9 protein-coding genes and 1 pseudogene are annotated in these 12,491 nt (G+C 57.9%); 5 read left to right on the top strand and 5 right to left on the bottom strand.

All coding sequences use genetic code 11. The features are described 5' to 3' along the window. Window positions 1–97: 97 nt before the first annotated feature. Together nudK and aegA are read right to left on the bottom strand one after the other, a co-directional pair. Entirely contained in the window at window positions 98–673 is a 576-nt protein-coding gene (gene nudK / locus ENTHG_RS01125) for a GDP-mannose pyrophosphatase NudK (RefSeq protein ID WP_044172543.1), read from the bottom strand. 66 nt (window positions 674–739) lie between these two features. Beyond that, complete coding sequence (gene aegA / locus ENTHG_RS01120) at window positions 740–2,719, bottom strand: formate-dependent uric acid utilization protein AegA (protein WP_044172540.1); 1,980 nt, start codon at window positions 2,717–2,719, stop codon at window positions 740–742. A 216-nt stretch (window positions 2,720–2,935) separates the two neighbouring features. Between aegA and narQ the strand changes: the two genes are divergently transcribed. Beyond that, on the top strand, window positions 2,936–4,636 hold the full coding sequence (gene narQ / locus ENTHG_RS01115) for a nitrate/nitrite two-component system sensor histidine kinase NarQ (RefSeq protein ID WP_044172538.1): 1,701 nt from the start codon (window positions 2,936–2,938) through the stop codon (window positions 4,634–4,636). Between the two features lie 192 nt (window positions 4,637–4,828). After that, a complete protein-coding gene (gene acrD, locus ENTHG_RS01110; protein WP_044172535.1) occupies window positions 4,829–7,942 on the top strand; it encodes a multidrug efflux RND transporter permease AcrD in 3,114 nt (1,037 codons plus the stop codon). Window positions 7,943–8,041: 99 nt separating this feature from the next. On the opposite strand, the gene ypfM is transcribed toward acrD, so the two are convergent. Beyond that, window positions 8,042–8,101 (bottom strand): protein YpfM, encoded by a 60-nt coding sequence (gene ypfM / locus ENTHG_RS24925; RefSeq protein ID WP_015572204.1) that lies wholly within the window; start codon window positions 8,099–8,101, stop codon window positions 8,042–8,044. A 556-nt stretch (window positions 8,102–8,657) separates the two neighbouring features. Between ypfM and ENTHG_RS01105 the strand changes: the two genes are divergently transcribed. The 3 genes from ENTHG_RS01105 to ENTHG_RS01095 are packed head-to-tail and all read left to right on the top strand — an operon-like array spanning window position 8,658 to window position 10,358. Next, window positions 8,658–9,014, top strand: a complete 357-nt coding sequence (locus ENTHG_RS01105; RefSeq protein WP_044172532.1) for an ArsC family reductase — start codon at window positions 8,658–8,660, stop codon at window positions 9,012–9,014. Between the two features lie 3 nt (window positions 9,015–9,017). Then, window positions 9,018–10,145 (top strand): succinyl-diaminopimelate desuccinylase, encoded by a 1,128-nt coding sequence (gene dapE, locus ENTHG_RS01100; RefSeq protein WP_044172530.1) that lies wholly within the window; start codon window positions 9,018–9,020, stop codon window positions 10,143–10,145. A gap of 12 nt (window positions 10,146–10,157) precedes the next feature. Beyond that, window positions 10,158–10,358 (top strand): YpfN family protein, encoded by a 201-nt coding sequence (locus ENTHG_RS01095; protein ID WP_044172528.1) that lies wholly within the window; start codon window positions 10,158–10,160, stop codon window positions 10,356–10,358. A gap of 38 nt (window positions 10,359–10,396) precedes the next feature. Here the strand turns inward: ENTHG_RS01095 and ypfH are convergent, their stop codons facing one another. After that, window positions 10,397–11,095, bottom strand: coding sequence for an esterase (ypfH, locus tag ENTHG_RS01090; protein ID WP_044172525.1), 699 nt, complete (start codon window positions 11,093–11,095; stop codon window positions 10,397–10,399). Window positions 11,096–11,167: 72 nt separating this feature from the next. Continuing rightward, window positions 11,168–12,491 (bottom strand): annotated as a pseudogene (locus tag ENTHG_RS01085) (GNAT family N-acetyltransferase); the annotation flags it as partial.

Below are 12,491 nucleotides of genomic sequence, written 5' to 3'. Positions count from 1 at the left end.
AGATGGCACCGGCGTATCCTGGGTTGTATGCGCCCGTGTCTCAATCAGATTTATCGGATAGATTTATTTATAAAAATTGTTATTAACCACAACAAAATCAGTCCATTAAACCTGAAGCCTGCAAATATTGCAGCAAAATCACACTTTTCCCGTCGCGGATTTCGCCGCTTTTTACCATCGCCAGCGCCGTCGTGAACGGCAGTTCCAGCACCTCAATATCTTCATCTTCTACCCCGCCGCCTGTGCTGGCGCGGCTGCTGTCGTCATAGCGGGCGATAAAAAAGTGAACGATCTCCGTTACGCCGCCGGGGGACATATAAAGTTCAAAGAGCTTGCGTACTTCGCCAACCTGGTAGCCCGTCTCTTCGATGGCCTCTTTGCGCACGCACGCTTCCGGCTCGTCATCGTCGAGCAGGCCCGCGCAGGTTTCAATCAGCCGCCCGTCTTTATTGCCGTTCACCCAGGTCGCCACGCGGAACTGACGAATCATCACCACGCTCTTTTTTTCCGGGTTATAGAGCAGAATCGTCGCGCCGTTTCCCCTGTCGTACACTTCACGCTTATGGCGGATGACCTCGCCATTTTTGCGCGTCAGGTCATAGGTAATGTTGCGCAGAACGAAGTAGTTATCAGAAAGGATTTTGTCTTTGATGACGGTGACATTAAACGACATACGGGCTCCACAGGGTAAAACAGAAACACTATCTTACGCTGCGAAGCCCGTTTTGTCGTTGGCGGATCAGTGACTGGCCGGCGCTTTAACCCCCAGCCAGTCCATCATTCCCTGGGCTGCGTGGCGGCCTTCCGCCATCGCGGTGACCACCAGGTCAGCGCCGCGCACGGCGTCGCCGCCGGCAAAAATCTGCGGGTTGCTGGTCTGATAACGGTACGGACTGTCAACGCTTGCGGCAATCCGCCCCCAGTTGTCGACCTGCACGCCATGTGCCGCCAGCCACGGCATCGAGTGCGGGTTGAAGCCGAACGCCATGATCACCGCATCGGCAGGCATCACAAATTCGCTGCCTTCAATGGGCTCCGGGCGGCGGCGGCCGTTGGCATCCGGCTCGCCCAGCCGGGTACGCAGCAGCCTGACGCCGGTGACGCGGCCTGCCTTATCCAGCTCTAACTGCACCGGCTGAACGTTAAACTCAAATTCCGCCCCCTCTTCCCGGGCGTTTTTAACCTCTTTCTTTGAGCCTGGCATATTGGCTTCGTCGCGGCGGTATGCGCAGGTGACTTTACTGGCGCCATGGCGCAGCGCGGTGCGCACGCAGTCCATCGCCGTATCGCCGCCGCCCAGCACCACCACATTTAACCCCGCGGTATCGATAAACGGCTCTTCCGGCGTATCCGGCAGCCCCATCAACCGTTTGGTATTGGCAATCAGGAAGGGAAGCGCGTCGTATACGCCCGGCGCGTCTTCATTGGGCAAATTGGCCTTCATGGAGCGGTAGGTCCCTACCCCGACAAACACCGCATCGTAGTCAGCAAGCAGCGTTTGCAGGGGGATATCCCGGCCAATTTCGCAGTTAAGTTCGAACTGTACGCCCATAGCGCTGAAAATTTCCCGCCGACGCGCCAGCAGCGATTTATCCAGCTTAAACGCCGGGATACCAAACGTGAGCAGCCCGCCGATTTCGGGGTGGCGGTCAAACACCGTGGCGCTGACGCCGTTGCGCACCAGTACGTCCGCACAGGCCAGCCCGGCAGGCCCGGCGCCGATAATCGCCACCCGTTTGTTTACCGGCTGTACCTGCTGTAGGTCGGGCCGCCAGCCCGCCGCCAGCGCCTGGTCGGAGATATAACGCTCGATATTACCAATGGTCACGGAGCCGTAATCATCACGGATCGTACATGCGCCTTCGCACAGCCGGTCCTGCGGACAGACCCGGCCAGTGATTTCCGGCAGGCAGTTCGTCTGATGGGAAAGTTCAACGGCGGCGGCGATATCCCCCTCTTTTACGCGCTCGATCCACTGGGGAATATGGTTATGCAGCGGGCAGGTCCATTCACAGACGCTGTGCTCGCCGCATTTCAGGCAGCGTTCCGCTTCACGCTGCGCCTGGTCTGCGCGAAACGGCAGGTAAATCTCATCGAAACCGGTTTTACGCGCCGCCAGCGCCAGCTTATCCGGCTCGCCGCGCGGCGGCGTTTTCAGCATCTGTTTGAGTTTGCGATCGTTTAATGCCGGGAGCAATGCACTCCCGGTATGCCAGGGCTGCGCCTCCATACTTGCGGCGCGCAAACGCCGCGCTTTCGCCAGCCCCTCCAGCGCGTCGCGGCTGACCAGGCTAATGGCGTCTGCCGGGCAGTTCTGCGCGCAGGCCGGGCCTTCCGGGCGATCGATACAGAGATCGCACTTGTGCGCCGTCGCCTGTACTGCGCCCTGTTCAGGCGGCGTCAGGAGAATTTGCATTGCGCCGAACGGGCAGGCGACCACGCAGGATTTACAGCCGATGCATTTACGCTGATCGACCTGAATAGAGTCTTGCACCCGGCTAATCGCGCCGTTGGGGCAGCTTCGTTCGCAGGGGGCGGCCTCGCAGTGGTGACAGGTCACCGCTGTGCGCTGCCGTGGGTTTTTTATCACCGTAATTCGGGGATGAAAATGGTCGTGGCTCAGTACATGCTGCTCATTGTTATGCGCCATCACGCAGGCCACTTCGCAGGCTCGACATCCTATACATTGTTGGCTATTAGCCATAATAAAACGATTCATGGCGTCCTTCTTTTCTGGTTTAATAAACCTTATTTTTTATATAAAGAGTGTATTTACCGGGCCTTACTTGCTCAGGCAATGTTCATTTGCCCAGGATGGGCCGCTATGTGTCACGAGCATGTTGCAGATCAATTTCTCGCGGCATTAATGAAAATAATTGTCATTTAGTGAGCCGATCGGTGATGCTGACGGCCTTTTCTGGTAGCGGGAAACGTGGTGACCGTAAAACGCCCTGTGTCGGCAAGCCTTGCCAGCGCCTTTTTTTACATTGTCCTGCTGTCGTTGTTATCGACCGGCGTGGCGCTTGTTACCCTCGCCAGCAGCCTGCGCGATGCGGAAGCGGTCAATATTGCCGGTTCCCTGCGCATGCAGAGCTATCGCCTTGGCTACGATCTGGCTCGCCAGGCGCCGGAACTGGACGCCCACCGTCATGCCTACGCCCGCTCGCTCTATTCCCCGGTGCTGCAGCAGCTTAACCGCTGGTATGTTCCCGCAAGCGTAGGGCGGCGTTACGCGCAGCTCCAGACTGGCTGGCGCGAGATGGACAGCCGCCTCGCCCACCGCGACGTTAACTGGTATCAGAGCAATATTGAGCGTTATGTAGATAACATCGACCAGTTCGTGCTGGCCTTGCAGCGCTACTCCGAACGTAAGATGCTGCTGGTGGTGGGCATTTCGCTGCTGGGGGCGTTGGGTATTTTCGCGCTGGTCTGGTTTACGCTACGGCGGATTCACCAGCAGGTGGTCTCCCCTCTCGGGCAGTTACGGGTTGCCAGCCAGAATATTCAGCAGGGGCGCTTTAACTACCCGCCGTTGAATACCCGCCTTGATAACGAGCTGGGGCTGCTGGCGCTGACGTTCGACCGGATGTCCGGGGAGCTGCAAAAACTTTATCGCACCCTTGAGGCGCAGGTCGAGGAGAAGACCCGCGATCTCCATGAGGCGCACCGTCGTCTGGAGGTGCTCTATCAGTGCTCGCAGGCGCTCAATACCAGCCAGATTGACGTCAGCTGTTTTCGCCACATTCTGCGCATCGTTCACGACCACCATGCGGCAAGCTATCTCGAGCTCAATATAGGCAACCACTGGTCTATCCGCCACGGGGAAATGCAGGCAGAGCTGCCCGTCAAAATGCTGCCGGTGGCCATGCAGGAGACCACTTTCGGCGAATTACGCTGGCAAAGCGCGCAGGGCGACGACCGCCAGCTTCTGCATAGCGTAGCGATCATTCTGGGGCGCGGGCTCTATTTTAACCAGGCGCAAAAACACCACCAGCAGCTGATTCTCATGGAGGAGCGCGCTACCATTGCCAGGGAACTGCATGACTCGCTGGCGCAGGTGCTCTCCTATCTGCGGATACAGCTGGCGCTGCTGAAGCGGGCGGTGCCGGAGGATAACGCCCCGGCGCAGGCCATCATCAGCGACTTCTCCCGCGCCCTGAACGATGCTTACCGCCAGCTGCGCGAACTGCTGGCCACCTTCCGGCTCTCGCTCTCCCGCAGCGATCTCCCAGCGGCGCTTAAAGAGGCGCTGGCGAACCTGCAAGGGCAGACCGGGGCAAGCTTACAGCTCGACTGCCGCCTGCCCGCGGCGCTGACGCTGGATGCGCAGCAACAAATCAACGTCCTGCAAATCGTGCGCGAGGCGGTGGTTAACGCCATCAAACATGCTGAGGCCACCCTTATCACCGTTAGCTGCGTAACCGATCCGGACGGCGACTATTCCGTCTATATTCGTGATAACGGTAAAGGGATCGGCAGCACCGAAGAACCGCCGGGCCACTATGGCCTGAACATCATGCGCGAGCGCGCCGGGCGTCTGCAGGGCAGATTAGAGATTTCATCACCGGCGGGCGGCGGCACGCTGGTCCAGCTTCGTTTTCCCGCCGCGCCCGCCCGGCCTGCGGAGCAAGCGTAAAGAAAAGCAAAGAAAAGCCGCTGGCGGCTGGGGTAAAAAAAGATAACCGGGGTTATGCATTATTGTGCCGTGAAAAAGGATGATTATTTACATTTTCTCCTTTTTTTCTCCACGTTTGTTTAGTCGCATGCCGCTACAGTGATGCAGGCACTTTAACAATAACGATGCGCAGTAAAAGAGGTCTTCTTTCTGATGGCGAATTTTTTTATTGATCGCCCCATTTTCGCGTGGGTGCTGGCAATTTTGCTCTGTCTGACCGGAACGCTTGCCATTGTCTCCCTCCCCGTTGAGCAATATCCCGATCTGGCGCCGCCAAACGTGCGCATTACCGCCAACTACCCCGGCGCTTCGGCGCAAACGCTGGAGAACACCGTCACCCAGGTCGTCGAGCAGAATATGACCGGCCTCGACAACCTGATGTATATGTCTTCCCAGAGCAGCAGCACCGGGCAGGCAAGCATCACGCTTAGCTTTACCGCCGGCACTGACCCGGATGAAGCCGTTCAGCAGGTACAAAACCAGCTGCAGTCGGCCCTGCGTAAGCTGCCGCAGGCCGTACAGAACCAGGGGGTAACGGTACGGAAAACCGGCGATACCAATATTCTGACTATCGCCTTTGTCTCGACCGACGGGTCGATGGATAAACAGGATATCGCCGACTACGTCGCCAGTAATATTCAGGACCCGCTTAGCCGGGTCAATGGCGTGGGCGATATTGACGCTTACGGTTCGCAATACTCCATGCGCATCTGGCTCGACCCGGCGAAACTCAACAGTTACCAGCTAACGGCTAACGATGTCACCGACGCTATTGAGTCGCAAAACGCCCAGATTGCGGTCGGTCAGCTCGGCGGCACCCCTTCTGTGGATCGTCAGGCCCTGAATGCCACCATCAACTCGCAATCGTTGCTCCAGACGCCGGAGCAGTTTCGCAATATTACCCTGCGGGTGAATCAGGATGGCTCTGAAGTGCGGCTTGGGGATGTGGCCGATGTCGAAATGGGGGCGGAAAAATATGATTACCTCAGCCGCTTTAACGGCCATCCGGCATCCGGCCTTGGGGTTAAGCTCGCCTCCGGCGCCAACGAGATGGCAACCGCCGAACGGGTGCTCACCCGCCTGGACGAACTGTCGCAATACTTCCCCCACGGGCTGGAGTACAAAGTCGCCTATGAAACCACCTCGTTCGTTAAAGCGTCGATAATCGACGTGGTGAAAACGTTGCTTGAGGCGATCGCGCTGGTTTTCCTGGTGATGTACCTCTTTTTGCAGAATTTCCGCGCCACGCTGATCCCCACTATCGCCGTGCCTGTCGTGCTGCTGGGGACATTCGCCGTGCTCTACGCCTTCGGCTACAGCATCAACACGCTGACGATGTTCGCCATGGTACTGGCCATCGGTCTGCTGGTGGACGATGCCATCGTGGTGGTGGAGAACGTTGAGCGCATTATGAGCGAGGAGGGGCTCTCCCCCCGCGAAGCCACCCGTAAATCGATGGGGCAAATTCAGGGAGCGCTGGTCGGGATTGCGATGGTGCTGTCGGCGGTATTTGTCCCCATGGCCTTCTTTGGCGGCACCACCGGGGCGATTTACCGCCAGTTCTCCATCACCATTGTTTCCGCGATGGTGCTGTCGGTGCTGGTGGCGATGATCCTCACCCCTGCCCTGTGCGCCACCCTGCTTAAACCGCTGCATAAGGGCGAGCATCATGGTCGGCGGGGCTTCTTCGGCTGGTTTAACCGCACGTTTAACCGCAATGCCGAACGCTACGAGAAAGGCGTGGCAAAAATTCTTCATCGCAGCCTGCGCTGGATAGTGATCTATATTCTGCTGCTCGGCGGCATGGTGGTGCTCTTTTTACGTCTGCCCACCTCTTTTTTACCCCAGGAAGATCGGGGAATGTTTACCACCTCCGTGCAGCTACCCGGCGGCGCGACGCAGCAGCAAACGCTTAAGGTGGTGGAGAAAGTGGAAGACTACTTCTTTAAGCATGAGAAGAATAACGTCGCCTCGGTGTTCGCCACCGTCGGCTCCGGCCCTGGCGGTAACGGCCAGAACGTGGCCCGTATGTTTATCCGCCTCAAAGACTGGGAGGATCGCGATCCCGATACCGGCAGCGCATTTGCGATTATCGAACGCGCCACCAAAGCGTTTCGCAAAATAAACGAAGCAAGGGTCTTCGCCAGCAACCCGCCCGCTATCAGCGGCCTGGGCAGTTCCGCCGGCTTTGATATGGAGTTGCAGGACCACGCCGGAGCCGGACACGACGCGCTGATGGCGGCGCGCGACAAGCTGCTGGCGCTGGTGGAGGGTAACGATACGCTGACCCGTGTACGCCACAACGGCCTTGATGACAGCCCGCAGCTGCAGGTGGATATCGACCAGCGGAAAGCGCAGGCGCTGGGGGTCTCCATCGACGACATTAACGACACCCTGCAGACCGCGTGGGGCTCCAGCTACGTTAACGACTTTATGGATCGCGGGCGTGTGAAAAAGGTTTACGTGCAGGCGGCGGCGAAGTACCGGATGCTGCCTGACGATATCAATCTCTGGTATGTGCGCAATAAAGATGGCGGTATGGTGCCCTTCTCCGCCTTTGCCACCTCCCACTGGGAAACCGGCTCGCCGCGTCTTGAGCGTTACAACGGCTATGCGGCGGTGGAGATCGTCGGCGAGGCCGCGCCGGGCGTCAGCACCGGCACCGCCATGGAGACGATGGAGAAGCTGGTGCGCCAGCTTCCCGGCGGGTTTGGTCTGGAGTGGACCGTCATGTCTTATCAGGAACGGCTCTCCGGGGCGCAGGCGCCCGCGCTGTATGCCATCTCTTTGCTGGTGGTCTTCCTCTGTCTTGCAGCGCTGTATGAGAGCTGGTCGGTGCCCTTCTCGGTCATGCTGGTGGTGCCGCTGGGGATCATCGGCGCGCTGCTCGCCACCTGGATGCGCGGTCTGGAGAACGATGTTTACTTCCAGGTGGGCCTGCTGACGGTGATAGGGCTATCGGCGAAAAACGCCATTCTGATTGTCGAATTCGCCAATGAGATGAACGAGAAGGGTCACGAACTGCTTGCCGCCACGCTTCACGCCTGTCGTCAACGATTACGCCCGATCCTGATGACCTCGCTGGCCTTTGTCTTCGGCGTGCTGCCAATGGCGACCAGCACCGGCGCGGGCTCCGGCAGCCAGCATGCGGTCGGCACCGGGGTGATGGGCGGGATGATCTCAGCCACGGTACTGGCCATTTTCTTCGTACCGCTGTTTTTTGTGCTGGTCAGACGCCGTTTTCCGCTAAAAGAGCGGCAGAAGTAGCAAGAAAAAAGGCGAACCTGACGGTTCGCCTTTTACTGTGTGATGATATTGACGATTTATTCGTTATATGTGGCCACTACGCTTTATGTCTGTTCTGGATTATTTACGAAGCATGCCTTCGATAAAATCTTTCCAGTTCCCCAGTTCACGTTCAATCATAACTACCTCTCTTATTATTGTGCGTATTCTATTTAATACCGACATTGCTGTGAAGAGCATTTCATCTATAACTTCGATTACTGCTGTTTAGTATTTGTTTTGTGAAATAACTATGCTCCACTATTCATGAAATTAATGTGAGCGCCAGCAATATTTTGAAACATGATCGGCGCGCCCACGCAAACTGTGGTCTATACCCGTCATACTTCAAGCCGCATGTGCGTTGGCTTTCCTCGCTCACCCCAGTCACTTACTGGAGTAAGCTCCTGGGGATTCACTGCGTCGCCGCCTTCCTGCAACTCGAATTATTTAGGGTATCAAGCGCATCTCACTCTTTTCAGGGAAGTTGCTCCTACCGCGGCCGAAAACAACCGGTAGCAATGCGCCGAATAAGTACTATTTATCTGCCTTTTTCTGCGTTTATTCTTATTGTGCGTGATATGCAGATAAATATCAGGATAATGATTTCTCTACTAATCATCGTGTATTATTCACTGCGTCAATATTATTCTATTTTCCTGGTTATTTAAGCCAAATTAAGACAAAAGGATTCACCATGATAACGTTGTATGGGATTAAAAACTGCGACACCATAAAAAAAGCCCGCCGCTGGCTCGATGCGCACGAGGTGGCGTACCGTTTCCATGATTATCGCGTTGACGGTCTGGATGAAAAGCTGCTGGGGACGTTTATCGCGGAGCTGGGCTGGGAGGCGCTGCTCAATACCCGCGGCACAACATGGCGTAAGCTGGATGAAACGTTGCGCGCTGGCATCAATAATGCCGATTCTGCAGCCGCGCTGATGCTGGAAATGCCGGCAATTATCAAACGCCCATTGCTCTACGCGCCCGGTAAGCCTATGCTGCTGGGTTTCAATGAAACCAGTTATGAGAAGTTTATCAACGAGGTATAGTTTATGTCGTGCCCGGTTATTGAGCTGACGCAGCAGCTTATTCGTCGCCCTTCACTGAGCCCCGATGACGCGGGCTGTCAGTCGCTTCTGATTGAGCGTCTGCGCGCCATCGGTTTCACTATTGAGCCGATGAACTTTGGCGATACGCAAAATTTCTGGGCATGGCGCGGGCAAGGTGAAACCCTGGCTTTTGCAGGCCATACCGATGTCGTCCCTGCCGGGGATGCCGACCGCTGGATTAATCCCCCCTTCGAACCCACGATCCGCGACGGTATGCTCTTTGGCCGCGGCGCGGCGGATATGAAAGGCTCGCTGGCGGCGATGGTTGTCGCTGCCGAACGTTTTGTCGCGCAGCATCCTCACCATCGCGGGCGGCTGGCCTTTTTAATCACCTCTGATGAAGAGGCCAGCGCGGCAAACGGCACGGTTAAAGTGGTAGAGGCGCTGATGGCGCGCAACGAACGGCTGGATTACTGCCTGGTGGGCGAACCGTCCAGCACCGAGGTGGTAGGCGACGTGGTCAAAAATGGCCGCCGCGGCTCGTTGACCTGTAACCTTACCATTCACGGCGTGCAGGGGCATGTGGCCTATCCGCACCTGGCCGATAACCCGGTGCACCGGGCCGCGCCGATGCTCAATGAACTGGTGGCGATCGAGTGGGATCAGGGCAACGAATTTTTCCCGTCAACCAGTATGCAAATCGCCAATATTCAGGCCGGCACCGGCAGCAATAACGTTATTCCCGGCGATCTGTACGTGCAGTTCAACTTCCGTTTTAGTACCGAACTGACTGACGAGATGATCAAGTCGCGCGTAACGGCGCTGCTGGAAAAACACGGGCTGCGCTATACCATCGACTGGTGGCTCTCCGGTCAGCCGTTTTTAACCAGCCGCGGCAGGCTGGTCGATGCGGTGGTCAACGCCGTTGAGCACTATAATGAAATAAAACCGCAGCTGTTAACCACGGGCGGCACCTCTGACGGTCGCTTTATCGCCCGGATGGGCGCGCAGGTTGTGGAGCTGGGGCCGGTGAATGCCACAATTCATAAAATTAATGAATGCGTGAACGCCGCCGATCTGCAACTGCTGGCGCGGATGTATCAACGTATTATGGAACAACTGATCGCCTGACGGGAGGAACGCATGGACTGGCTGGCTAAATACTGGTGGATTCTGGTACTGGTTTTTTTACTGGGCGTACTGCTTAACGTGATCAAAGATCTCAAGCGCGTCGACCATAAAAAATTTCTCGCTAACAAACCCGATCTGCCCCCACATCGTGATTTCAACGATAAGTGGGATGACGAAGACGACTGGCCGAAAAAAGACCAGCCGAAGAAATAATATCCGCCGGGCCTCTGCATCACGCCCGGCGGTTTTCGTTACAGCAGTTCGATAATATCATCGTCGTTTGGCTTGCCGCCGCCGCTGAGCGCCTCGTCGAAATAGTGCTTCGGCACCGTGTAACGCAGATGATTCAGGGCGCACTGTACGCTGCGATCGTCAATCGCATGTCCCAGATTATCCACGATATCCAGCGTCACATCGCCGCCCGCGCGTACCAGCGCTTCCTCTGCCGCGACAGCGTGGGCCAGTTCAATCACCCGGTCTTCATCGCCGTGGATCAGATGAATGGTCGACGCGGTGGTGGCCGTCTGCGGCAGCGTGGCGTAACGCCCGTTAAAGGCAATCACCCGCGAAGCAAGTTCCGGCTGCGCCTTAATGCTTTCCAGCGCCATAATCGACCCCTGCGAAAAACCGATCAGCGCCGTGGCAAGCGGGCTGACGCCGGTTTGTTCCTGCCAGTAGCGTACCGTGGCGATAAACGCAGGCATAATGGCGTCAATACGCTGCTGGCGGTTCTCTTCACTGACGTCCTGCACTGAAAACCACTGCCGCCCCGTGGGCCCGCACGCCTCCGCTCCGCCGACGCTGACGATAGCGGCCTGCGGGAAGTGGGGGGCGAACCAGCGGGCGATCTGCGCCATATTTTCCGGGTTATCCCCCACGCCATGAAAAAACAGCAGCAGCTGTTGCGGGCTGGATGTCGGTTGTTGAACGATAACGTGCTCATGTTTCATGGCGGTCTCCTTAGTCAGGACCTGAAGTTTACGCCGCAGCGTCGTAATCACCATGCCGTTTAACTGAATGAGTCAGTTAAAAAATTGCAGCTTTTCAACCTCCGCCTGCCGGTGTTGCGCCCGTTCGCCGTCGAGATACGCCAGCGCGCGGGCGGTCTCCTGCCGCAGCCGCGTCAGAAGCGCTTTACGCCCTGCCAGGGCAAGCGCGGTACAGATATCGCGCTCATCACGCTGCGCCAGCGTCATACGCAGCGCCTGCACAGGCAAGTCAACCTGCAACAGCAGCCGGTGCAGGGCGGGAGCGGCGGCGGAAAGCGGACGGTGGGCGAAAGCAAAACCGCTCAGTTCCAGCCAGTCATCATCATTAAGGGTAGACTGCGGCGCGGCGGCCAGCGGCAGAGGCTCATTTTTCCACGCCTCAAGCCACGGCAGATCGCGGGCAAGCCGACGCTGTTCATGGTCTGCCAGCGCCCTTCCTGCTGCGGTCAGCGGCAGCAGCGCCATAGCGGTAAAGCAGCCGCTGCTGGCCTCCCGATGGCTACCAAGACGCGCCAGCTGAAAACCGCACTGCTGCCAGAAGCGCCACAGCGGCGGCGTATAACCAAAGCTTACGGAGAGATAATCGCAGCCGGTCGACCGCTGCCGCGCATGGTCGATCAGCGCCTGCCCCAGCCCGTGGCGTTGCCGCCGCGGATGCACCGCGATGCGGCTGACGCGTAGCCCGCGCAGCGTGGCGGCAAGAGGACTACCGCCGTGCGCCGCCAGCGACTGCGCCACCAGATTGCCGCGCGGACGACGAAAACCGGCCCATACCGCCTGGCTCAAATCAGCGGTTAAATTCCCCTCCTCCACCAGCCATAGTGCCGCGAGCAACTCCCCTTCGCTCATGCTCAGCCAGAAATGCTGGCCGGGCGCATCCATCATTCGCCGCAAATCGAGGGGCGAAGTGCGGTAGTGGGCGCTGGCAAGCAGGCGGTAGAAAGCGGAGGGTAGCGCCGGGTCAGCCGCCCATGCGCTGCGCGACAGCGGCTGGATGACAGCCTCTCCCTGGGGGACCGCGCCCATAGCGCCGTCCTCAAACAGCAGCAGCGTGCTGATAAATGCCTCCAGCGGACAGCCTGCGGCCCAGCGTAGCGGCGTATGCAGCTCGCGGTGAGTAAGAGAGGGGAAGCTTGCGCAGAACTTAAGCATAAAGCCCTGGCCGGTGCCTTCATATCCCTGCACGGTGGTGGTCAGCAGCACGTAACGAAACGCCGCCACCAGCTGGCGCAGCAGCGGGCCTGGAATGGCGGCGGCCTCATCGACAATCAGCCAGTCGGGCAGCGACGCGCCTTGCTCAACGCGGGCAAGCAGGGCATCCGGGGCGATAAAATCGACGTCGCTGGCATAACGCGTC

The sequence above is a fragment of the Phytobacter massiliensis JC163 genome (assembly GCF_000321045.1).
In the GTDB taxonomy this organism is placed as follows: domain Bacteria; phylum Pseudomonadota; class Gammaproteobacteria; order Enterobacterales; family Enterobacteriaceae; genus Phytobacter_A; species Phytobacter_A massiliensis.
The sequence above is the reverse complement of the archived record's forward strand: the minus strand, read 5'-3'. Positions and strand labels throughout refer to the sequence as shown.

Coding starts and splice junctions, on each gene's coding strand:
- nudK (WP_044172543.1), bottom strand. CDS start 673: ATGTCGTTTAATGTCACCGTCATCAAAGACAAAATCCTTTCTGATAAC.
- aegA (WP_044172540.1), bottom strand. CDS start 2,719: ATGAATCGTTTTATTATGGCTAATAGCCAACAATGTATAGGATGTCGA.
- acrD (WP_044172535.1), top strand. CDS start 4,829: ATGGCGAATTTTTTTATTGATCGCCCCATTTTCGCGTGGGTGCTGGCA.
- ENTHG_RS01105 (WP_044172532.1), top strand. CDS start 8,658: ATGATAACGTTGTATGGGATTAAAAACTGCGACACCATAAAAAAAGCC.
- dapE (WP_044172530.1), top strand. CDS start 9,018: ATGTCGTGCCCGGTTATTGAGCTGACGCAGCAGCTTATTCGTCGCCCT.
- ENTHG_RS01095 (WP_044172528.1), top strand. CDS start 10,158: ATGGACTGGCTGGCTAAATACTGGTGGATTCTGGTACTGGTTTTTTTA.
- ypfH (WP_044172525.1), bottom strand. CDS start 11,095: ATGAAACATGAGCACGTTATCGTTCAACAACCGACATCCAGCCCGCAA.